Raw genomic sequence first — 22,313 nt, 5'->3', positions numbered from 1 at the left:
GGGCGAGTTGAATCCGGATATTTACTAGGAAGCAGTTGATTTTGGCAAAACCTCCCCACGCTCTAGGCCTATTTATTTGCACCTACCTGCTTACTCAAAGCGAAAAGTTTCTGTAATTAATTTAGCCTGGACACTTTCGGCAAGAGATTCCAGCAAGGGTTGAGCTATCTTAATGTCGCCCTGCGGTTGAATGGGAAGGATGATACTGACAGCAACCCAAGAGGCGCGGCGGTTCGACAGTCTAGCAATGCTGTCTTCCCAAAACCAACGGCTGGTTGCTGGAGAACCACCGTTAGGCCAAGCGTACCACTGCATGACAGCAAAAGTTTGTTGGGGATTCCAGCTTCGGAAAAACCGGGCCTCGACGGTAGAGGGCGGCTTGTCGGGTATGGGCGCTAATTTAACTGTAAACCTCAAAGTGCGATGAGAATCTGTTTGCCACCGGTGAAATCCATCGATATCTAACCATTCTACCTGGGGCTGGTTTTTGGGGTCATTTTGAGGCAACAGCAATAAAATGGCAACTGTTCGATCATTTTTAATTTCTTCAGCTAACCATCTGTGACCGCCAATTTGGACGTTATTCTGGACCCGCATCACCTGCCACCCGGGAAGTGTCATCCCGTTTTGGCGCAAACTTTTCAATTGCTTGAGGTTTGCAACAGTTGGCGGGTTTGTCCAAGGCCACCTTCCTGTCGCGTAGCCTGGAATTGCTACTACCCCAACCAGTATCAGCAAAAACACCAGTATCATAATTTTAGATAATTGATACCGCCGCAGTAATTTCCGTGCTGAAATCATCTGTTTCATTAATTGCTAGACTGGCTTGGAAAATACTTTTCCACCCCGTTGAGGAGAAGTACCAATAAGCCTAGTATACAAGCGGAATACAAGTCTCCGCCCCATCCGGCGTGCAACCAAGTAAAAAGCCCCTCTCTGTCGGTTCCGTGAAAGTAAGTGAGCAAAGTGTTGCGGACAATGTTGGAAGTGATGCTAATGATGGATGTACTAACTAAAAACAAAATGCTTCTTTTGTGAGAACTCCAAACTCCCGTCCAATCTAGCAGAATTAAGCTGACGTAAAGACTGGTAAACAGCATTTTCAAGCCTGCACAGTGCGGAGCAACTTCTACAATGCGATCGTTTACGTACAGATAAATTTCTTCCACTCTCACGTTGAGACCAACCTTAATTAATATCAATCCTGATGTTTCAGCAATGAATTTCTGCAACGGCAAGGCGTAGGGTTCAATGAGGTAAGGAATGTGGTTGGGCGAGGCGAAAAATACGAATAAAAGCGGCATCGCCTGCAATTTCAAGCCGGGAATTCCTTTTAAAGATAAGCAAATGCTGACCAGCATTACGGGCAGGGATAAATTTACTAAATCGCTCAAGCGACTCAGATAAAAAAGCGTGGCTAGTACCAGCAAAAAGCCTCCCAAAGGATGCGGTGAGTTGGGCAAGCTGCGCCAGCACTTTCGGTTCATCCAAGCAGTATAAGCTGCGTAGGGCAAACCAATTAGTCCGTGGCTGAAATATTCGTGTTCGAGGCTGATGCTTTTGTTAAACCAGCCGTCGTACCAGTGTAATAGCAGGGGGGCGTACAGCAGCACTAGGAGTACCGTGATACCTTCCGCCAGGAGGTATCGCTTGAAAACAATGCGAATTCTGCGCTGGATGTGCATGGTTTGAGAAGTTTTAAGATTGCCGCGCTGGATTCGCAACGCTTTCGGGTTTTAAACTGTGAGTTAAAGATTTATTAATTCCCCACCAAAACGCTTTGAGAACCGCACCTTACTGCTTGAAACACCTGTCGCATAAATTTTATGAACAATTAGCAATTCAATGATAGTACGATCGCCCGAACAACTTGCTCGATCTGAGTATTGCTCAATCCGGGATACATTGGCAATGATAAAATTTGTTGGCACAGGGTTTCTGCGCGGGGGAAGTCGCCCCGATTGCCTAAGTTTTGGTAGGCGGGTTGCAGGTGGCAAGGTAGGGGATAGTGTATGCCTGTTTGAATGCCGTGTTGGGCGAGTTTTTCCTGAAGGGTGTTGCGGTCGATCGAGCTTTCCTCAGTAATTTTGATCACATAGAGGTGATAAATGTGACCGCTGCTGCTGTGGTTGGCGATCGGTACAATGCCTTTGTGTTTCAATGGTGCTAGTAGAGTATTGTAGTGTTGGGCGGCGTCGGTGCGATCGCTATTCCATTTTTCTAAGTAAGGCAATTTAACATTGAGCACGGCAGCTTGCAAATTGTCGAGGCGGCTGTTGGTGCCAATTTCTGTGTGCAAATATTTACTGGGTGCTCCGTAATTGCGGAGAGTTCGCATTTTTTCTGCTAGTTCTGGATCGTTAGTAATTAACATCCCGCCGTCGCCAAAAGAACCGAGGTTTTTGCTGGGATAAAAGCTGAATGCTGCTGCTTTACCAATGGAACCCGCGCGGTATCCTTCTCTGTGGGCTAAGTGCGCTTGGGCGGCATCTTCAAATATGATTAAATCGTGGCGGTTTGCAAAATCTAAAAGCTGCCGGGGCGACACCATTTGACCGTAGAGGTGGACGGGGATAATTGCTTTAGTTTTCGAGGTAACTGCTGTTTCGGCTGCTGTGAGGTCAATCAGGGCGGTTTCCGGGTCGCAATCTACAAGAATAGGTATAGCTTTGGCTTGGAGGACGGCGATCGCGGTGGCGATAAAAGTGTTAGCGGGTATGAGAATTTCGTCGCCCGGATTAATGCCGCAAGCTTGCAGTCCCAGAGCGATCGCATCTGTTCCACAAGCCACTCCTACGCCGTATTTTACTCCTGAAGCTGCTGCAAATGCTGTTTCAAATTCTGCGAGTGCATGGCCTAAAATAAAGTCTCCTTCCTGGATGATTTTTCTAATAGCTTCTGCTATTTGCGATTGAATTGGTTGGTGTTGCAATGAGAAGTTTACAAACGGAACTTTTGGCGGGCGGTTACTCATAAACTATCGAGGCATAATTCTTTATATTAACATTTTAGTGCGGATAGCATTTGATTTTTTTTTAACCGCAGAGGACGCAGAGTAAAAGAGGGAAAAGGGAGATTTTTTACGGAATAGCTGCGCTTCACCTACTTTTTTTTGAGCGCTCAACTAAAGGAAAGTTTTTCGGTAATATAGAAGAAGATAATTTTGCAGCAATCGCAATCATGGAATACAAAAAACTCGGCGACAGCGACTTATCAGTATCTGAAATCTGTTTGGGTACGATGACTTACGGCCAGCAGAACACCGTTGAGGAAGCGGCCCAACAGCTCGATTTTGCGATCGATAGAGGCATCAACTTTTTCGATACGGCAGAAATGTATCCCGTCCCTGGAAAGGCGGAAACTCAGGGGAAAACAGAGGAATATATCGGCGAATGGTTGGCGAAACAGCAGCGGGATAAAGTCATTATAGCGACTAAAGTGGCGGGCAGAAGCACTCGATTAAAGTGGATTCGGGAAGGGAAAAATCAGATCGATCGCCCAAATGTCGAAAAAGCCCTGAATGACAGCCTGAAGCGCTTGCAAACTGACTACATTGACCTCTATCAGATCCACTGGCCCGATCGCTACGTCCCGCTATTTGGCGCGCCGGATTACGACATCGCCCAAGAGCACGAAACAGTACCGATTTTGGAACAGTTAGAGGTATTTGCTGACTTAATTAAAGCTGGCAAAATCCGCTATTTGGGTTTGAGCAACGAGACGCCTTGGGGAGTTTGCGAGTTTTGCACGTTGGCTGAAAAACACGGCTTGCCGAAAGTTGTTTCGATTCAGAATGCTTTCAGTTTGAGCAATCGGACATTTCACCTAAATTTAGCAGAAACTTGCCGTTTTAAGAATGTGGGATTGATGGCTTATAGTCCTTTGGGATTTGGGCTGTTAACGGGTAAATACTTGAAGGGAATTCCCGAAAATTCTAGGTTGGCTTTATTCGCGGGATTCGGCCAGCGTTACGATAAAACTAATCTGAACGATGCGGTGAAAGCGTATGTTGAGATTGCGGGGAAACATGGGATAAGTCCGGCGCAGATGGCTTTGGCGTATGTGCGATCGCGCTGGTTTGTAACTAGCACAATTATTGGTGCAACAAGTCTCGAACAGTTGGAGGAAAATATCGGTAGTTTGGAGGTCAATTTGGATCGGGAGATTATAGCGGAAATCGATGCGGTGCACGCTAAGTATCCGAATCCGACACCGTAAGTTTATTAGTAGGTTGGGTTGAGGTAACGAACCCTACGTTTCACTTCGCCCAACTTACCGTTTTTTTAATATGTAGGTTGTGGTTATCCTATAGTTGACCGCTCGACAATGAGATTCCCAACTGGAATATTTATCAGCAGCAAGAACAGAAAAGAGAAGTAATTGCGATCGGCGATTTGAATTCAACTCATTGGTCTGGTGGATTTCGTCAGTTTTAAGCTGACAGTCATTTAGTCAATTCTTAATTAGGTTTGGGTTTGCAAACAACCTAGCCTTCTCGCGGGCCTTCATTGTTGAGGATTCCGAGCGAGCATTGTTTGCACAGTAAATCAATTAGAATTGTTGAGCGTGTAATTGGTTCGGATATTGGTTCTGATCATCTACCGTTATTGGTCAAATTGCTGTGAGGATATTTGCTCTTGACGCAGAGGAAATGGAAGAGAGAGAGGCGATCGTGGCTATAGCATCCCGAACTCAACAATCTTGCAAGTCAGGCATTTTTAATGGGGAGATGTAGACCCCATGAAGCTTGGTCAACCCGTGCGCTATATACCGGGAGTAGATGCCGTTATTCTTGAAGACGAAATGGTACAGCAATAAGCCTGGCTAATACATTTACCATCCGCGATATTTTACTGGTTGATTTCCCTCCTCTAATGACTTAACCGTTGATCGCGCAAAAGCTTAAGGCGAGCGCACTTTTTGCTGCTTTTCCTGCAAAAACTCGGCAAAGTTGCAGACTTCAGCTAGTAACTCGTCAGATAAATTATCTCCAATAGACATCAAATTAGTTAATCCCAAGTTAGGGGGCAGAAATTTCCCTTACAAAAATCTTTTCAAACTCCCAATTGCAGATTATAATCGTAGAAGGTTCAGGTTGCTTCGACTGAGCAGGCGGAACAGCACAAACAGAACCTAGAAACATTTCAAATGTGGCGCTGCACCGATTAATGGGTAGCGTTGCCAAAAGGAGATAAATAAATGACAAAACGTACTTTTGAGAATCGTCAAAGTCAGCAAATTGCTGGACAAACTAGCGAGGACACCCGACTCCCAATGATTCAGACGGGGCAAGCTTTGCTGTCCCTTCGCGACTCCGGCCATAATTTGCCTACAGCCCTTGGCGAGGTAATCGACAACAGTATCGAGGCTAAAGCGAATAAAATTCAGATTCGGTTAGACGAAGACGATACCAAGGGCCGTAAAAAGCGCGTTCACCAGATTGCCATTGCAGACGACGGCACTGGGATGAGTGAAGAAATTCTCCACCGCTACCTCGTGATTGGTTTCTCGACTCGATACATGAGTACCAGCACAATGGGCAAATATGGAGTCGGAGCCAAGCTAGCTGCTCTAAATTTTGCTCGCCGGATAGATGTTTGGAGCCGTGAAAGTTCAACAGAATCGTGGTTGCACGTTTACTTCGACCTTGATGAAGCGCTTGCACAGGAAAAAGTCGGTCAAACTGTGGGACTAGAACCCCCCTCAACTGAGTCCGTACCCTCTGACTTGGCTGATTTATTACCAGAAGACACAGGCACCTTGGTGGTGTGGTCAAAAGTTGACCGACTTGAAGATGGACGGTTAGCTCCCAACTTCGATCAACTTCGGCTTGAAGTTGAGAAGGAACTGTCTCGCATCTTTCGCTACTTCATCAACGGTGGTATCAGCATCGTCGTTAATGAGAAGAAACTGCTGGCACACGACCCGCTGTTCTTAATGGAAAATACATGGGGTAACGAGATTTTGACCAAGCATTGCCATGAAGCAAAGTCTGCTAACAAGCGCGGTAAAGAAGTCCTCCAACACTATGAAGCTACGCTCATTGCTGACGAGCAAATCCCCTTTAGTGATGGGGTTGGTACGGCAAGGCTTCGGGTTACTTTATATCCACCAGAAGTTACACGCAGGCGCGGAGTCGGAGGCGACGATCTGGCGAAACGATTGCGCGTACCTGACAATCAGGGTTGTATCAGCTTCGTGCGGTTGAATCGGGAAATATCATATACAAATGTGCTGCGTATGTTTCCCAGGGGTGTTGACGAACCCGACCGTTTTATTGGGATCGAAGTCTCATTCGAGCCCGCACTCGACGAGTATTTTGGTGTTCGGAATGTGAAACGCGGTGTTGAGCCTCACGGCGAACTCCGCGACAAAATTCGCGGTCGTCTAGATCAGTACATAAAAACAGCGCGGAAACTTCTTGAAGATGCTTGGGGCAAGGTTGCTAAGAAAGATCGTGACAACAACGGGGAACACGCAGCAATTACCTATCGCGTCAAAGATGCCGATCGCACTATGCCAAAAGGTCGAGCAATCGGCCCACAGGACAAAGAGGAAGAAAACCAAATCCTTGATGACTTAGCCTCGGATGTTGTTGGAGACTCCGACGAGGCTACCAAGGCTAAGTATCTTGAGAAGATCCAGGAGTTGCCTATTGTCCTTGAGTCAGTAGACTTTCCCGGCAATATGTTCGTTGATGTCAAACACCTTGCAGGTAAAGTAATTATCCGACTGAATACCCGGCATCGCTTTTACCGAGAAATGTGGGAACCACTTAAAGACATTGCAGATCGAGATGCCGGGAGTGTTTCTAGCGAAGAAGCCGTCAAAGCTGCGCGGCGCACTGTCGAAGCGCTTTCGCTGCTAATTATTGCTTACGGAAAAGCACAGTCAATGGATCCAAACCCAAACGAGCTATACGACGATCTCACCACATATTGGGGACAGTTCCTCAACACTCTTATGGGTAAGGTGAAGGACGTTATTTAGCGTCATTGAGTGGAAAGTGCGGGAATTTGCACAGCACAAGCATTCCCGCACTCGCGGTTGGACAATTATAATGGGATTGGGTTCAGGTCGTTTCGACCAAAAGGCGAAGTGGCAGAAACAGAACTCAGAAACATTTGACACGTAGCGCTATACCTCAATGGGTGGTGCTGCGAAAAAAAGGAGAAGTTTAATGAATAAGTATAGCTTTGATGATCTTGATAGCTCCGACTATCAATCATTAATGCAACAAACTGATGGTAATGTCAGAAGTTCTCAGAGTAAGCAACTGAGCGAGAACATTGCGCTCGCGCTTTCTATGCTCGGAGACTTTTTCAATAGTCTGCTTAAACACATAGAAGCACAGGACAGAACTATCCAAGAGTTGCAACAAGAAATAGACGACTTGAGGAAGAAAAATCGGGAACTGCAAGGAAAGGTAAAATTTTGGGAAAATAAAGTCCGTGCATATGAGTGGGAGCCAAATGCCTGGGATAACGATGGTTCATCAAACGCCGATTGTCAAGATCGCGATTATGGATCGTACCGACTAGGCAACTAATAGAAAGTACGATCGCCCTGCCAATTCATCCCTAAAATAGGTAAATCAGGACTTACGCACTTCGCTCGAAGAAACCGGGTTTTCTACCGATTCTTCGGGCTGGAACAAAGTGTTTTCGTAAAAAACCCGGTTTCTGGGTTCCCATGCCTAAGTCCGAAAGGAACAATCGCACTGTTTCCCAACATTTCAACCGCCCATTCTTCAACCCGCGAAGGCGGGTTTTGTTTGTGTAGTTGGGGGTGCAAAATCGAATGACAAATGAAGTACATTCGATTTGGCACCCCCAAAGCGGTTTCAACCGCCGAGTCCTTCATTCGATTGTACTTAATGTCCCAATAGCTTATCCCGCAAATGCTTAATCCGATCGCGCAATTTACCCGCCTCCTCAAACTCCAACTTCTTAGCCGCCGCCTTCATCTGCGCTTCCAACCGCCCGATTAACTGAGGAATCTCATCCAAAGATAACTCGTTTACCTGTTCGTAAACCTCCTCCAACTGCTGAGAGTTCAGCTTGCGCGACACATCCAAAAATGCCAAAATCGCATTACTCGATCGCTTTTTCGCAATCGGCTGTGGCGTAATCCCGTGCATCTTATTGTACGCTACCTGAATCCCCCGGCGTCGATCCGTTTCGTCGATCGCCTTAACCATACTATCCGTCAAATTATCCGCGTACAAAATAGCCTGTCCCTGAACGTGCCGCGCCGCCCTTCCAATCGTTTGAATCAACGAACGTCCCGATCGCAAAAACCCCTCTTTATCCGCATCCAAAATTACCACCAGCGAAACTTCCGGCAAATCCAAACCTTCCCGCAGCAAGTTAACACCAATCAATACATCAAACTTACCATCCTGCAAATCTTGGATAATTTCGATGCGTTGAATCGACTGGATTTCCGAGTGCAAATACCGGACTTTAATAGCCCTCTCCTGCAAATATTCGGTTAAATCTTCCGCCATCCGCTTCGTTAAAGTCGTCACCAAAACTCGCTCGTCCCGACTTACTCTCTCCTTGATTTCCCCCAACAAATCATCAATTTGTCCTTCCGTCGGGCGCACAAAAATTGTCGGATCTATTACTCCGGTAGGGCGAATTACTTGCTCTGCAACTCTGCCTTCAGATATTTCCATTTCCCAATCCCCAGGCGTAGCAGAAACAAAGATGCACTGATTCTCTTTTGCCCAGAATTCCTCTGCTTTTAAAGGCCGGTTATCTGCCGCGCTGGGCAAGCGAAAACCATGTTCGATCAATACTTTTTTGCGCGCTTGATCGCCGTTGTACATTCCCCGAATTTGCGGCACTGTGACGTGAGATTCATCTATCACCAACATCCAATCTTTCGGGAAATAATCAATCAAACATTCTGGCGGTTCCCCCGCATTTCTCCCTGCTAAATGCCGCGAATAATTTTCGACTCCGTTGCAGTAACCTACCTCGCGCAGCATTTCCAAATCGTAGCGAGTGCGCTGTTCCAACCGCTGAGCTTCTAATAGTTTACCTTGTTTTTCAAATTCTGCCAGTCGGTCTTCTAATTCGAGTTCTATTCCTTGGCAAGCAGCCTCTAATTTATCTTCGGCTGTGACAAAGTGGCGCGCTGGATAGATATTTAAAGCCGTTGAACTTTGCAGGATTTTACCTGTTACGGGGTCAACGTAACGAATGGCATCGATTTCGTCGCCGAAGAATTCGACGCGAATAATTCTATCTTCGTAAGCGGGGCCAATTTCCAAAACATCGCCTTTGACGCGAAATTTGCCTCTGCCTAAATCTATGTCGTTGCGGCTGTATTGGACGTTAACTAAATCGCGCAAAATTTGCCGCTGGTTGACTTGCATTCCTACTCGCAAAGGGATAGATGCTTTCAGGTATTCTGCGGGCATTCCCAAACCGTAGATGCAGCTAATTGAAGCAACTACAATTACGTCGCGGCGTTCAAAGAGCGATCGCGTGGCTGAGTGCCGCAACATATCGATCTCGTCGTTAATTGCTGCCGTTTTCTCAATGAAAGTATCGGTGACAGCGATGTATGCTTCAGGTTGGTAGTAGTCGTAATAACTGACAAAGTATTCGACTGCATTGTTCGGGAAAAAATTTCGCAGTTCGTTGCAGAGTTGAGCTGCCAGGGTTTTGTTGTGTGCTAGGACTAAGGTGGGTCTGCCGACTTTTTCAATCACCGAGGCAATGGAGAAGGTTTTGCCCGTACCTGTGGCACCGAGTAAGGTTTGAAATCGATCGCCCGCTTCGATGCCTTTGACAAGTTGCTCGATCGCTAGCGGTTGGTCGCCTGTGGGCTGGAAGGGCGCTTGCAATTGAAAAGATGCTGCCGCAGTTACCATAGGAAAATGTAGCTATTACCCATAAATCTTAACAAAAATGCAGAGATTCTGCAATTTCTCTCAGAAAATAGTTAGACTTTGTAATATTATTTTAATCATCGGCCCAAATAGAAAGCAGAAAGCCAAGAAAAGCAGTTGTCCGAACCCAGCAATCAATAGCAATAAGCGAGGAAAAGAATTATGGATACGAGGAGCACAGGTACAGGCAAAGGCAAAGCACTCGCCCGCCGTGGCAAAGCAGGTTCCAAAAGCCAAGCGACAGAACCCACGGATGCCAAAGCAACAGGAATTCAACTTTATCGCCCGCAACTCCTGCATGACAACCGCCCCGTCGGCCCAGACGATTTTACCATCAGCGAGACCGTCTCGATTTCGGGGAACCGCCCGATCGGCACTAGCACCCTGCACCTCAGCGAAACCTACGGCACTGTAGGCAATCGCCCGGTCGAATCCAGCGACTTTGAAGTGGTTGCTACACTCGGCAATCGCCCGATCGGCTCCAGCGCCATGCAAGTCAGCGAAATGTTCAGTATGTCCGGTGCCCGCCCTATTGGCATGAGCACTCTGCACATTGATGAAGTTTACTCCACAATGGGAGGAAATCGACCAATTGCCTCAAACGAAATTGACGATAGCTCAACATTAATGGGCTTCTTAGATTAATTAGTCAGTTGTTAGTTGTTAGTTGTTAGTTGTCATCTGCTACCAATAACTAATAACTAATAACTAATAACCACTGCCAACAGTCAACTAACTACTTCTCGATACCCTGATATTTACTCAATAAAGCAGCAAAGCGCTTGTAATCCACAGGCTTCCTCACATACTCCGCCACTCCCAATTCCCAACCCTGATTTTGGTCGTCCAAAAAAGTTATCATAATCACTGGAATATCAACCAAATCTCGATCGGCTTTCAACGCCGACAGCACCGCCCAGCCGTCCATACTTGGCATCATCACGTCTAGAATAATCGCGTCGGGCAGCAACTCCTTAGCCAACAGAAGCCCCCCTTGACCGCTAGCCGACGATCGCACCCGAAATCCCTGTTTCGACAAGCAGCGAGTCATCAAATCCCGCGCGTCCGGATCGTCGTCAATCACCAGCACAGTAGCAGCATCGGGCAGATCCAGCGGTTGCGCTCCCACTGCTTTTTGCTTCGCTTCTGTCGCTTCTGCACTCGTGTCTAAATCCTGGGAAGGCTCGGCCTCAATTTCTGGGATTTCTCGCTCGTCCTGCGGTTCTTTCGGGCTTGTAACCGCAATCGGCAACCGGATGGTAAAACTAGAACCGCAATTAAATTCGCTCTCAACGGTAATGTCTCCGCCCATCATCTGGCAAAATTTCCGGCTAATTGTCAGCCCCAAACCGGTGCCTCCGTATTTGCGGGTAGTAGAATTGTCCGCTTGAGCGAAAGCTCCGAACAGCCTCGACACCTGATCCTCAGTCATGCCGATGCCGGTATCGGTTACTTGAAAGACGATCGAAGGCTGTTGACACCGAGAAGGATCTGCCGAGAGTTCTTCGGAATTGCCGATCGGCAAAACCTCCCCTTCTTCTTTCCAAACATTAATCGTAATTTTGCCTCGATCGGTAAACTTAGTAGCATTGGTCACCAAATTCAACAGCGCTTGCCGCAGCTTTGACAAATCGGAGTATATCGTGCCAATATTGCGATCGCAATTGACAATCAAAGTATTGCCATTTTTCGCTAGCTGGGGTTGAACAGTAGTGACAACCTGCTCCAGCAAATTCAACACATCAAAAGTCTCCAAGAAAAGAGTCATCTTTCCTGCTTCAATTTTAGAAATATCCAGGATGTCACTAATAATGGTGAGCAACTGCTTGCCGGCCATATTAATGCTTGCCAAATCCATCACAAACTCTTCTTCGCCGAGTTCCAGAGCCTCTTCTTGCAGCAGCTCGCTGTACCCAATAATCGCATTCAAGGGCGTCCGCAACTCGTGAGTCATATTGGCCAAAAAAGTGCTTTTCGCCCGGTTGGCAGCTTCGGCAGCATTCTTAGCGACTTCCAATTCCTCCGATCGTTCCTCTAGCTGCCGCTGCCGCACTTCCAAACCGTTGAGCAAACTGTTAATTTGCTGAGCCATGGTATTGAGAGTAGAAGATAGCACCCCGATGGCGTCATTAGAAACAACAGGCGAGCGAGCCGTCAAATCACCGCTCGCCATCTGTTCGGCAGTTTCCCGCAGCAAGCCGAGATTCCGAATAATTGCCGACACCGACACAAAACCCACTGTCCCCGCGATCAAACTCAAAACCAAAGCCCCCATCAGCCAGTGCTGAGTTCGACTCGCCACAAAGAGAGTTTGCTGCACCAGCACCGCCTTTGCTGCCTCAGAAACCCCCGCCGCCGGATCTGAGGCAGCCTCTATTGCCAGCAAATAGTTCTTCATATCCACAGAACCCATCCACCCGACTCCCACCGCCATCCAAGTTATGAGTACCAAGATGACAAACAGCCCGCTCAAAGACGCCCGAGTTCCCAGAGAAATCCCCCTCGTAGCAAGTGCCGCCGCCCAAGGATAGCCCTTGAGAAAAGGATCTGGCTGCACCGGTGCGCCCGAATTCCAAATCTCCTCAATTTGACCGTCTGCCCTCACCTTGCCAATCCTCACTGTTTTCCAGATATGCTGAGTTTGGGCATCTATTTTTACCTTGCCCGAGGGCGCTGCAAACTCAATATTTTTAGCAGCCGCCCTGACTTTAACCGCATCTGTCGAACCAGCTTTTTCTACTGCTTGCTTCCACAGGTAAACGCCCAAATAAGCCGCTTCGATCGGGTCATCGGTGACTCGATTTTCCCCGTATCGGGCTTTATAAGCCTTGACAAATTTACGATTTTCCGGTGTATCCACCGTTTGAAAATAGTTCCAAACCACCAAATGTCCAGCAATATTGGACGGCCCGATCGCCCGCACTTCTTCTTCTGCTACGCTGACCGACATCACGGGCAAATCCTCGGGTTTTACGCCAGCTTCCCGCAGATGAAGGAAAAAAGCCACATTGCTGTCCCCGTTGAGAGTGTTGAGAATAGCATCCGGTTTCACTGCTAAGATATGTGCGATCGCCTCGCCCACTTCCCTCGATCCCAGCGGCAGATACACTTCCCCCGCCAACTCTCCCCCCTGTGCCGCCAGTTGAGCTTTCACAATCCGATTTGCCGTCCGGGGAAAGAGATAGTCCGAACCCAACAGGAAAATTTTCCGCTTCCCCTGTGCCAGCAAGTAATTCACCCCAGGCACAATCTGTTGGTTCGGGGCAGCACCAGTGTAGAAAATATTCGGACACTGTTCTAGCCCTTCATACTGCACCGGATAGAACAGCAACCCTTGGCCCTGCTCGAAAGCAGGCAGTACAGCTTTGCGGCTCGCCGAAGTCCAACAGCCAAATACCACCGCCACCGGCGCTTCTAAGAGCAATTGCTTAGCTTTTTGAGCAAAAGTCTGCAAATCGCTGCCTCCATCTTCTATAACCGCTTCCAAGGGGCGTCCGAGCACCCCTCCCGCCGCATTAATTTCCTCAACAGCCAACAGCGTCGCATCTTTAACAGAAATTTCGCTGATGGACATCGTGCCCGTCAGCGAATGCAACACGCCTATTTTTATCGGCTTACGAGTCGGGCCGGCTGCTTCGAGGGGGTTACTGCTCCTTGCTCCCATAGGGTTTTAGATACTTTTTACTAATAACAGAAATTTTAGTTCGCTCCGGCAGGAAGTTAGCCTTGAGGCTAAGTCTTGTTTAGCAGATTATTTAACCCGAGCGTCACACAACTTGCCAATTGCGGCACCGTGTTGATTTTAACGGTCAAACTGCTCTACATCTGACTTAAGTCTGCACTAAATCTGTCGCCTATTTCTCTCTTCATCTTTTACGGATCTCGAAACAGCCTCATCAAACAAACCACAAAAGGTACTTATGGCGATCGCGCCGCAGAAAAATTATCCCCCCTCCTCCCATTTCCCCAACTCATTCACTGCCCGTGCCTTGCGACTCACCAAGCAATCTCACGCACTATTCCCCTTCCCCTATCTCCTTTGGGGCTAATGGAAGTTTCCGTAATTTATCTTAACTATAAAACTCAAAACTCTTCACCATCCCCTATCTCCCTTCAGACAGAGGGAAATCTTCGTGATTTCCCTTATAATAAACATAAGGTTAACTTCTAAGTACCTTTGTTAAAAATAAATTTTGCAAACAATAAGGGAAAAAGTAATGAATACTGAAGAAAACGCGACCCACACTGGTAGCGAGAATCAAGTCACCCTACCAAAGTCCCGGGAAATATTGCTCGGGGAGGAAACAGAAAAAGCCCTCGGTCAGCAAAAAAAAGAAGATGCTCAAACTATGCGCGCTGTCGAACAGTTGAAAGAAGAACTTCAGCACAGAATAGATGAAGAATGTCATCACAAGGTAGATTAAAACTAATACGAATTTTTTTCTGGTGTGGGTAAGATGCGGTCTTGCCCACACCCGCTTTTTTAAGGCAGAATTAAATAAAATTTAAAAGTTATAAATTATTTTGGGTTTAAAAAAATAGTCTTGGACGCACGGGCGACCATCCAGCAGTTTTTTACAAAAATACTTGATTGCAGCCAGCAGAAACGGTAAAAAAAGCCGGTAAGTATGAAAGTGGCAGTCCCTCTAAAATTGAAAAATTATTTTTCCATCTTCCATGTTCCCTCTTCGTTTTTTCTTCATTGTTTCTTCCTAGAGGTAGAGTGCAACGCAGCTCTTAGTTACCTATGATGAGTTTATTAAGTAAAAAATGTCTGATTAGATAAAGATAGGGAGAAACCCATGAGCACTGAAGATAGAGCAAAGGCAACTGGCAACAACATCGCAGGCGCTGCTCAAGAAGCCCTAGGCAATGTTACTGGCGACCCGAAGGATAAAGCAGAAGGCAAAGCCAAGCAAGCAAAAGCTGAAGCTGGTCATGCGATCGAAGATGTAAAAGATGAGCTCAAAAAGAAACTAGACTAAGCCTAATACTAATTGAGAGGGTCGAGCAACCTGACCCTTTCAATTATGCCAAATGTTTTCTGAACGGAGGAAAAAAGGTGAGTTTATTGCAGCATAGTCGCAAAATAATTGCGGGCTTAGTCTTGGTTTTAATGCTGGCTGTTACGACTGCCTGCGCGCCCAGCGTTTCAACCCAAAAACCGAGTGATGTACCTGTAGCAATTGGCGACAGTCAGGGTTATTACGCGCAGCTAGAACGTGGTAACACCGCCGCAGGTCAAGATTTTGGTAAATGGGTAACATTGACGGCTCAGGGCCTGGTTCAGGATGCTTACGTGCGCGACAATAACAAATTGGGAGTTGTAATTACCCCGCAAGTTCGCCCCACTGAAGTGAAAGATTTGGCGAAATCTTTAGCACAAGGTTTTCACCGCAATTTCCCAAATCAGGATGTAAGTGTTTTGGTTTACGCTCCTGACAAAAAACTGATTTTGACGGCTAAGTACGACCAGCAATCAAATCAAATTGAATACAAGTCTTGACCTGGTTAGAAAGCTTAAATTAAAGCCGCGCGACGGTTTAATATTCCGCAGTTTTTTGAAGGCGAAACAATATCAAATAAAGACAAAACTGTTGTCTAGAGTGGAAAAGATTTACCATGAGTAGCAGCGATAATTACAAGAGTCAAATCATGAAAGATTTGGCCCAGGGAGATCGAGAAATGATGCCCGAGACAACGGGTGAAGATTACGAAAACTTTGACGATTTTGCTCAGAGAACTTCCCCCGCTCAGCGCAAACAATTATTCGGGCGTTCTCTGAATCACGACTCCCTCCCGCCGGCTCAGTTGGAACCGGAATTGCAAAAGGCGATCGCCCAAATTAAGCCAAACGAACGCGACGAGGTAGCGCGGGAATTCTTCAAGCATTTGGGGAAGAGAGGATTGGACGATCGCAAATTGGAAAAGCAGCTAGGACTTTCTACCCACCACGCCAGCCGCATGAATGCTGACGATGTTACCAAGCTGGCCTCGTTTACCTATCACAATCATCCGGATATTTTCCAAGAAGTGCTGGCCGAACAGCCGAGTTTGATGAAGTTTTTGGGCAATCCAGTTGTTGCGGGTATTTTGGGAATAGTTGCGGCTAAATGGCTCAACAACCGCAAATAGTCTCGGATTCAGACCAGTTTAAAAGCTGATAATACGTGCAGTATATAAAAGGACGATCGCTCTGGCGATCGCCCTTTTATCTTTTATATTTAGTCTTGTAGTAAAATAACTGCGATCGCGTTTTTAGGGAGGATTTTAGTCATCATAAAACTCACTCAAACTTTAGTCCTCACTACCAGCATCTTTGATGGCGGTCGTTCAACGTAACATAATATTATAATACTAAATCCCGATTGTTTAAATCTTAATTATTGGGGTGGTAGCTGTTCGGGTAAGTAAAAAACCTTGCCAATTACCGATTACGAATTATTAATTATTGCTCAAAGCTAAAAATAGCTGCACAACAGTAAACTGCGGTATACCTGACACTCCGCAAAATTAAATGTAGGATTAAGTGTTGCCGTGAATCAGAAAAAAAGATGAACGTATCCACTATTTGGCGAAAACTCCGCAGCCAGCAAGCTTTCTGCTTGGCTGTACTCCTGGCAAGTTGCCTGGTATTTATCGGTTGTTCCCCCGCGCAGTCAGCGGCTGGCAATTCAGCCGATCCCAAGTTGAAAGAGCAAGTATTGCAGATTATCCGCGAAAACCCGCAAGCAATTATAGAGTCGGTACAAGCGTACCAGCAACAGCAGCAGCAGTCTCTTAAAGCAGCGCAGCAGTCATTTTTGCAGGAGATGAAAACTAATCCCAAATCTGCGATCGGGGATTCTCCCAGCACCGGCTCAGCTTCCCAGCAAATTGTACTTTTAGAATTCTCTGACTTTCAATGTCCGTTTTGCGCGCGCGCTCACGATACTGTCAAGCAGTTTATGGCAAAACACCAGGACAAAGTTACTTTAGCTTACAAGCATTTTCCCTTGACTTCAATTCACCCTCAAGCGCTGCCAGCAGCTAAAGCAGCTTGGGCTGCCCAACAGCAGGGCAAATTCTGGGAATATTACAGCGCTTTGTTTGAAGGGCAGAAAGAGTTAGGCGAGCCATTGTACGGATCGATCGCCCAAAAGCTCAATCTAAAATTAGATAAATTTAACACCGATCGCAACAGCCCCGCTGCCGAAGCCGCCATTGGGAAAGACGTGCAACTCGCTCAACAACTGGGCATTGAAGGCACTCCATTTTTTATTATGAACGGCCAAACTTTCTCCGGCGCGATCGAGCTTTCTGAGATGGAAAGCATTCTCGCCTCTGTCTCCAAATAAGTAATTCATGACTCTTGGAAACTGAGTCTAAAAAATCGTTCCCAGCCAAAGCAGGCTGGGAACGAGAAAAACCAGAAAAACTCGAAAAATCTTTGATTAAACCGCAGCCAACTCAGGAGTCGGACGCTTGCTGTGGCGGATACCCTCGATCGCGGCTGCGTAATCATTCGCCTTAAACACAGCAGAACCAGCGACGATCGCATTTGCGCCTGCTTCCAGAACCTGCCAAGTATTGTTCCCCTTCAAACCGCCATCTACCTCAATCCAAGGATCGAGGCCCTTGTCGTCGCACATTTTACGCAACTGGCGAATTTTCGGCAAAACAGCCGGGATAAAACTTTGACCGCCAAAGCCCGGATTGACGCTCATAATCAGCACCAAATCGCAAAGTTCCAGCACGTACTCGATCAACTCCAGCGGCGTCGAAGGATTCAGAACCACACCAGCCATTTTGCCCAATTCCCGAATTTGGCCGAGGGTGCGGTGCAAGTGAGGCGAAGCATTGTGTTCCGCGTGAACCGAAATAATGTCAGCACCAGCCTTAGCGAAGTCCTCGACGTACTTCTCGGGCTCCACAATCATCAAGTGGACATCGATCACCTTGGTAGTAACAGGGCGAATTGCCTCAACAATCAGCGGCCCGATAGTAATATTAGGAACAAAGCGACCGTCCATCACATCTACGTGAATCCAGTCAGCCCCAGCTCGATCGACAGCCTGAATCTCTTCTCCAAGACGGCTAAAATCGGCTGATAATATGGATGGAGCAATAACGATGGGTTTTTGGGATTGGGTCATGGCTAAGTCTGTTCTCCTGACTGCTGTGCTGTATCCAGTTTATCAAAATACGGGTCTCCGGGTCGAAAAGTTGCCAACGATCGGTCGCGAGATTGGGAGGGCAGAAAAATTTTGCCTCTGACAGACAAGTTTGGCGATCGCACCACCCCAGGTCTCCGAATTTTGGTTTAGGATATAAATTTTCCCTCTAACAAATAACTTTTGTGCAAAATCTGACCTTCTGCCAATTTTGAGTACCGAATTATGAAAAGAACAGATCCCTTAGAAAATCCTGAACTCGATCGTGCCAGTCTGTTTGTATTAATGATCCCAGTCATCGGCTTTTTCCCCGCCCTGTGGACTCTTTACCGCCGTCAGGGTAGTCCCGAACGCAAAGCCGTCAGCCGCTTGGCAATTGCCCTTGCTTTTAGTTGGCTCTTAGGACATATTCTTTTAGAAGCTGGAGCGATTTCTGCGGAATCTCCGACACTTCCCATGTTATTAATGAGTAGCCTGCTAACAACCAGCTATTTCATCGTTGCTCTGGGGCTGATGATTCGCCTCTGGAAGCGTCAACCACTATGGTTGCCCGGAATTAGTCGCGTAGCCGAGCAAGTAGTAGGCAAACATTTATCATAATTTAGGGTTATTTTAAGCTCCTACCCTATTGATTGATTGCGTCTTCAGCTTGATACTACATATTGCCATTATCTTTTTTATTTTTGTTGTGTGTGAGGAAGCCAGTGCCAGCTCAAAAAATTCCTAATCAAGACCCTATCCAACAATCAACTGCTCAACCTGCAACCAAAAAATCTCCCCAGCCCCATCGAGGCCGCTGGCTGGGTTTTGGTTTTGGTTTGGCTGGAGTAGCCATGCTCTCAGCCACAGCCGGAGCCTTGCTAGCCGTCTCCCTTTCTACAACGCCGCTTCAGCAACAAAAGTTGAGCCCTGAAGAAGCGGCGGTGTTTTCTCAAGGCGACATGGCAAAGCTCAGCATGAAGATGCCCGAGCTGACTCGCCCAGTTAATATTTTAGTTTTAGGACTTAAAGTTCTGACCTCTGACATCGAAGGAAGTGCCAACAAACAAGTCGGATACGAGGTTTGGGAAAACTCATTTAAGGGGTTAACCGATACCATGCTGTTGGTTAGGTTTGACCCTCAAAATAAAAAGTTAAGCGTGCTTTCCATTCCGCGAGACACCCGTACCTATGTTGAAGGCAGGGGCGAGGTGAAAATCAACGAAGCTAATTACTACGGTGGCCCGGCTTCGTCAGCGAAGTCAGTCAGCGGACTCCTGGGCGGTGTGGGAATTGACCGCTATGTCACAGTTAATATTCATGGCATAAAAAGTTTGGTAGATGCCCTTGGTGGCATTACTATTAATGTCCCTAAAGACATGAAGTATACCGATGAAAGCCAGCATTTATATATAGATTTAAAGGCGGGCAAGCAGAAACTAAACGGCGAACAAATCGTGCAATATTTGCTTTACCGGCACGACGATTTGGGCGATATCGGGCGGGTGCAGCGCCAACAATTGTTGATGCGGGCTTTTGTGGAACAGGAAGTTAATGTAGGTTTGCTGTCTCGACTACCGAAGATTTTGTCGGTGATTCAATCTCACCTTGACACGAATTTGAGTATAGAAGAATTGGTGGCTTTGGCTGGTTTTGCTACTCAAACCGATCGCGCTGGCGTGCAGATGTTGATGGTTCCCGGTAAATTTAGCGATTCTAAGGACTACAAGTCAAGTTTTTGGTTGCCAGACCAATATGGCATCGAAACTCTGGTGGCAGAACATTTTGACTTCGGCCAAAATACTTGGCAAATTGAGAATGCTGATTCGACTTTTCTGAAGGTGGCGATTCAAGATGCTACCGGAGATCCATCGGCTGTTGAAGCTTTTGTCAATAATTTGACTCAAGCCGGTTATCGGAATGTTCAGGTTTATAAAGCTTGGCCCGAACCGCTGGAGGTAACTACTCTAGTAGCTCAACAGGGCGATATTAAAGGTGCTCAAGCAATTCGCCAGTTTTTGGGTTTTGGAGATGTGTTGGTTGAGAGTACCGGTTCTTTGCAGTCGGATGTGACAATCAGATTGGGTCAGGATTGGTTGGAGAAAAAGGATCAGTCCGGCGGTGCGGCTAAGTCTTTTTAAACTGGATTATAACTGGGGTATTTGTAGGGACACAGCAATGCTGTGTCCTCTTATTTTCTGTTGGTAGAGATGGAGGCGATCGCTTTTTTGTCGATTTACTGATACTATATTTTTTGGTGATGAATCACGATCGCAATAGCGATACTTCCCTCCGCAATCTCAACTGAAACAATAATCAACGAGGGAAAGCTTAAGATATTTTATAAAGGTAGCGTTGATGAACAAGGGTGCTAAAATAGACCGACAGCGGGAACATCAGGCAAATGAACGCACGTTTCTTGCATGGCTACGAACTTCACTCGCTTTAATTGGTTTTGGGTTTGCGATCAGTCGGTTCAGTTTATTTCTCCGCCAATTTCAAGCTACAGTGACTCAGCAAGAAGTTTCCTCCCCTCCCTTCTTCAACTCCGAAACTTTAGGGCTAAGTCTGGTCGTTTTGGGGATTGCGGTGATTGCCTTAGCAGCATGGCGTTATAATCGAGTATTCTGGCAAATTGAGCGAGGTGATTATCGCCCAAATCGTGTGCTAGTTTGGATATTGACTGGAACTGTGATGATTTTAGGAACGTTAAGCATTCCGTTGTTGCTATGGCGCGATCGCGGAAATATAGCTCCCACTTCAACTCCTAAAAATTCTCAATTCTAAGTTAACCAGATCGCTTAGAATTGGGTGAAAATAATCGCAACCATATCATTAAGCTTTTGTGCATCTAGATTGTCTATGGCGTTCGAGAGATGGGGATAGAGTCCGATGGGGAGAGGATGTGACCCTTTTGACTCTGGTCAGGGAAATATACAATTTAAATGCAGTACAACTTACAAGCGGAAACAAGTGAAATGAAGCCATCGCACCCACAACCAACCTAAAAAACTCCCCACAAAATAAGAGATAAAATCTGACCAAGTAAAGTGATTTCCCAAAATCAGCCTTCCGGGTAAAGTAGCTCGCATTGCTTGTAAAAACGGAGGTGTCCACAGTTGGAGAAACTCTAGTCCGCAGGTAGCTAGACACACAGCTACAGCCGCCCTAATTTGCGAAAATCGCGGCAAGATCAGAACTACCAGCAAAATCCAAAATACCTCATAAGCTATGCTCCCAAAAGAGTCGTTGAACCATTCCGGTGCAGGGCCACGAGAAAATCTCACTATGTAACCTAAAGGGATAATCACGATTATACTGATGAGCAGGGCAATTCGATATTTTAAAAAACGGCGATCGGGAGAAATTGGGGCAGCCATTAAATTTGAGACAGGTTTTTTTGTTCACTTTAACGCTTTTGCTGTAGTATGGATTCTACTAGCACAAGGAAGAAGGAAAATGCAATAGGGGGACTTAGACAAAAGTTATCTTGAAAATAGCCTCAAAGCCAGTCGTAAAGGCAAATTAAGGTCTCTTCGTCTTTTTCCTTCCTGCGACTAGGTTTGAACCTCATTTACCCCGATCCAAATCCCTTTCCCATAGTGGAATACCAGCCGATTTTAGCCCATAATTTGTTTAAGTCCCAATAGCAAAGTATTCTCGCTACGGCTAAATTTTTGCTTTCGGTTTACCTCGGCACCCTCGGCATGACCGGCATGATTGCTTGGGTTGGGTTGAATTTGGTAGAAGTCAAAGCCGACGACATTAATTTTATTTCGGCAGCCACCGGCGCTGTGGGAAGTGTGGCGGGGCAAATAGTTTCATTGCGGGGGTGTTGGGTCATCGGGTCTGGCGATTCAATTAATGTCTAATAGTTTCTTGTGATCTCGTTTACACTCATCAATGTTGCCTTCTATATCAGCTTCTCCAACATGAGATTTAGCTTTATCAAACACTTCTAAGTGAGCGGATTTCCCGGAATGTAAATTATCTACATACCAATATCGGTCTGTAGCTACTTCGCGGTAGATAGCTCGGCCATGAAATCTGAGTGAAATTTTTTCAAATCTTTGTTTGTCTCTTAGTATAGTTTGCTCATCTCTGGGAGGATCATTAGAGAGTTCATCATATACTGAACAGCTTAAATTAAATGTATGTTCAAGCCAATCTTCAAGCGCAGATTTATTATCCAGAGCATCTAATTGGAGTTTAGACTAAGCACAAATTTACTCAGCGTTAGCTGAGTAGAAATTCTGGTGAATTTAGAGAGAGCTTCC

The 22,313-nt window shown here is 46.4% G+C and carries 21 protein-coding genes; 13 read left to right on the top strand and 8 right to left on the bottom strand.

Features of this window, described 5'->3' with window-relative positions; all coding sequences use genetic code 11:
* Positions 1-90: 90 nt before the first annotated feature.
* The 3 genes from QUA62_RS21950 to QUA62_RS21940 all read right to left on the bottom strand — a co-directional run bounded on the left by QUA62_RS21950 (position 91) and on the right by QUA62_RS21940 (position 2,974).
* A complete protein-coding gene (locus tag QUA62_RS21950) occupies positions 91-810 on the bottom strand; it encodes a cyanoexosortase B system-associated protein (RefSeq protein ID WP_333406674.1) in 720 nt (239 codons plus the stop codon).
* Complete coding sequence (gene crtB, locus QUA62_RS21945) at positions 810-1,685, bottom strand: cyanoexosortase B (protein WP_333406714.1); 876 nt, start codon at positions 1,683-1,685, stop codon at positions 810-812. The genes QUA62_RS21950 and crtB overlap by 1 nt, the downstream gene beginning before the upstream one ends.
* A 149-nt stretch (positions 1,686-1,834) precedes the next feature.
* Positions 1,835-2,974, bottom strand: coding sequence for a DegT/DnrJ/EryC1/StrS family aminotransferase (locus QUA62_RS21940; protein WP_333406672.1), 1,140 nt, complete (start codon positions 2,972-2,974; stop codon positions 1,835-1,837).
* A 206-nt stretch (positions 2,975-3,180) separates the two neighbouring features.
* Here QUA62_RS21940 and QUA62_RS21935 point away from each other — a divergent pair, with 206 nt between their 5' ends.
* Positions 3,181-4,218, top strand: a complete 1,038-nt coding sequence (locus QUA62_RS21935; RefSeq protein ID WP_333406670.1) for an NADP(H)-dependent aldo-keto reductase — start codon at positions 3,181-3,183, stop codon at positions 4,216-4,218.
* A 684-nt stretch (positions 4,219-4,902) separates the two neighbouring features.
* Here the strand turns inward: QUA62_RS21935 and QUA62_RS21930 are convergent.
* A complete protein-coding gene (locus tag QUA62_RS21930) occupies positions 4,903-5,001 on the bottom strand; it encodes a DUF2281 domain-containing protein (RefSeq protein ID WP_333406668.1) in 99 nt (32 codons plus the stop codon).
* Between the two features lie 198 nt (positions 5,002-5,199).
* Between QUA62_RS21930 and QUA62_RS21925 the strand changes: the two genes are divergently transcribed.
* Positions 5,200-6,990 (top strand): ATP-binding protein, encoded by a 1,791-nt coding sequence (locus QUA62_RS21925; protein ID WP_333406666.1) that lies wholly within the window; start codon positions 5,200-5,202, stop codon positions 6,988-6,990.
* A gap of 190 nt (positions 6,991-7,180) precedes the next feature.
* Complete coding sequence (locus tag QUA62_RS21920) at positions 7,181-7,549, top strand: hypothetical protein (RefSeq protein ID WP_333406664.1); 369 nt, start codon at positions 7,181-7,183, stop codon at positions 7,547-7,549.
* Between the two features lie 324 nt (positions 7,550-7,873).
* On the opposite strand, the gene uvrB is transcribed toward QUA62_RS21920, so the two are convergent.
* Positions 7,874-9,886: an excinuclease ABC subunit UvrB gene (uvrB, locus tag QUA62_RS21915; RefSeq protein ID WP_333406663.1), complete on the bottom strand. Its 2,013-nt coding sequence runs from the start codon at positions 9,884-9,886 to the stop codon at positions 7,874-7,876.
* 180 nt (positions 9,887-10,066) lie between these two features.
* Between uvrB and QUA62_RS21910 the strand changes: the two genes are divergently transcribed.
* On the top strand, positions 10,067-10,549 hold the full coding sequence (locus tag QUA62_RS21910; protein WP_333406661.1) for a hypothetical protein: 483 nt from the start codon (positions 10,067-10,069) through the stop codon (positions 10,547-10,549).
* A gap of 91 nt (positions 10,550-10,640) precedes the next feature.
* Here QUA62_RS21910 and urtA read toward each other — a convergent pair whose 3' ends face one another.
* Positions 10,641-13,568: an urea ABC transporter substrate-binding protein gene (gene urtA, locus QUA62_RS21905; RefSeq protein ID WP_333406659.1), complete on the bottom strand. Its 2,928-nt coding sequence runs from the start codon at positions 13,566-13,568 to the stop codon at positions 10,641-10,643.
* 553 nt (positions 13,569-14,121) lie between these two features.
* Between urtA and QUA62_RS21900 the strand changes: the two genes are divergently transcribed.
* The 5 genes from QUA62_RS21900 (at position 14,122) to QUA62_RS21880 (ending at position 17,241) form a co-directional block, all read left to right on the top strand.
* Positions 14,122-14,328, top strand: a complete 207-nt coding sequence (locus QUA62_RS21900; RefSeq protein ID WP_333406657.1) for a hypothetical protein — start codon at positions 14,122-14,124, stop codon at positions 14,326-14,328.
* 378 nt (positions 14,329-14,706) lie between these two features.
* A complete protein-coding gene (locus QUA62_RS21895; RefSeq protein WP_006632074.1) occupies positions 14,707-14,889 on the top strand; it encodes a CsbD family protein in 183 nt (60 codons plus the stop codon).
* A gap of 77 nt (positions 14,890-14,966) precedes the next feature.
* A complete protein-coding gene (locus tag QUA62_RS21890) occupies positions 14,967-15,410 on the top strand; it encodes a hypothetical protein (RefSeq protein WP_333406655.1) in 444 nt (147 codons plus the stop codon).
* 116 nt (positions 15,411-15,526) lie between these two features.
* The gene (locus tag QUA62_RS21885) at positions 15,527-16,039 is read left to right on the top strand and encodes a hypothetical protein (RefSeq protein WP_333406653.1); all 513 of its coding nucleotides are present in this window, start codon (positions 15,527-15,529) and stop codon (positions 16,037-16,039) included.
* Positions 16,040-16,458: 419 nt separating this feature from the next.
* Positions 16,459-17,241, top strand: coding sequence for a DsbA family protein (locus QUA62_RS21880; protein ID WP_190662721.1), 783 nt, complete (start codon positions 16,459-16,461; stop codon positions 17,239-17,241).
* A 96-nt stretch (positions 17,242-17,337) separates the two neighbouring features.
* Here the strand turns inward: QUA62_RS21880 and rpe are convergent, their stop codons facing one another.
* Positions 17,338-18,039, bottom strand: a complete 702-nt coding sequence (rpe, locus tag QUA62_RS21875; protein WP_006632078.1) for a ribulose-phosphate 3-epimerase — start codon at positions 18,037-18,039, stop codon at positions 17,338-17,340.
* Positions 18,040-18,282: 243 nt separating this feature from the next.
* Between rpe and QUA62_RS21870 the strand changes: the two genes are divergently transcribed.
* The 3 genes from QUA62_RS21870 (at position 18,283) to QUA62_RS21860 (ending at position 20,823) form a co-directional block, all read left to right on the top strand.
* The gene (locus QUA62_RS21870; RefSeq protein ID WP_190734789.1) at positions 18,283-18,657 is read left to right on the top strand and encodes a hypothetical protein; all 375 of its coding nucleotides are present in this window, start codon (positions 18,283-18,285) and stop codon (positions 18,655-18,657) included.
* Between the two features lie 104 nt (positions 18,658-18,761).
* Positions 18,762-20,177 (top strand): LCP family protein, encoded by a 1,416-nt coding sequence (locus QUA62_RS21865; protein WP_333406649.1) that lies wholly within the window; start codon positions 18,762-18,764, stop codon positions 20,175-20,177.
* A 217-nt stretch (positions 20,178-20,394) separates the two neighbouring features.
* Positions 20,395-20,823, top strand: coding sequence for a DUF202 domain-containing protein (locus QUA62_RS21860; RefSeq protein WP_190662718.1), 429 nt, complete (start codon positions 20,395-20,397; stop codon positions 20,821-20,823).
* A gap of 170 nt (positions 20,824-20,993) precedes the next feature.
* Here QUA62_RS21860 and QUA62_RS21855 read toward each other — a convergent pair whose 3' ends face one another.
* Positions 20,994-21,416, bottom strand: a complete 423-nt coding sequence (locus QUA62_RS21855) for a DUF2809 domain-containing protein (protein ID WP_333406647.1) — start codon at positions 21,414-21,416, stop codon at positions 20,994-20,996.
* A 297-nt stretch (positions 21,417-21,713) separates the two neighbouring features.
* On the opposite strand from QUA62_RS21855, the gene QUA62_RS21850 reads away from it, so the two are divergent.
* Positions 21,714-21,908 (top strand): hypothetical protein, encoded by a 195-nt coding sequence (locus tag QUA62_RS21850; protein WP_333406645.1) that lies wholly within the window; start codon positions 21,714-21,716, stop codon positions 21,906-21,908.
* The last annotated feature ends 405 nt before the right edge of the window (positions 21,909-22,313 follow it).

It is taken from the genome of Microcoleus sp. MON1_C1 (assembly GCF_036701945.1).
Lineage (GTDB): Bacteria > Cyanobacteriota > Cyanobacteriia > Cyanobacteriales > Microcoleaceae > Microcoleus.
The sequence above is the reverse complement of the archived record's forward strand: the minus strand, read 5'-3'. Positions and strand labels throughout refer to the sequence as shown.